This is a genomic window from Priestia sp. SIMBA_032 (assembly GCF_046535215.1).
In the GTDB taxonomy this organism is placed as follows: domain Bacteria; phylum Bacillota; class Bacilli; order Bacillales; family Bacillaceae_H; genus Priestia; species Priestia aryabhattai.
The window spans coordinates 1-270 of sequence record NZ_JAWRXD010000717.1 but is presented as its reverse complement, the minus strand read 5'-3'; the positions used below and the strand labels follow the sequence as shown (position 1 = coordinate 270).

Annotated in this window: 1 protein-coding gene; it reads left to right on the top strand. The window is 67.0% G+C overall.

What is annotated here, in order from left to right; translation table 11 throughout:
• Positions 1 to 270, top strand: a 270-nt coding sequence (locus SB717_RS36150) for a glycosyltransferase family protein (RefSeq protein ID WP_410907822.1), incomplete at both ends; no start/stop codon positions are given.

Genomic DNA, 270 nt, shown 5'->3' with positions numbered 1-270 from the left:
CGCTCTGCCACCCGAGCGTGCTCATCCGGCGCGAGTTCTACATGGAGCACGGGCTGTACGACAACCGGATGCGCCAGCTGCCCGACTTCGACCGCTGGATCGCCCTCGTCAAGCACTGGCCGATCCACGTGCTCGGGGACGAGGACCTGGTCCGCTTCCGGCTGCTGGAGGCGGAGCAGAACGCGAGCTCGAACAGCCGCGCCAACGTCATCCGCGGCTTCAACGAACACATCGCCGTCGACGAGCGGTTCTTCGAGGGCTGCAGCGACG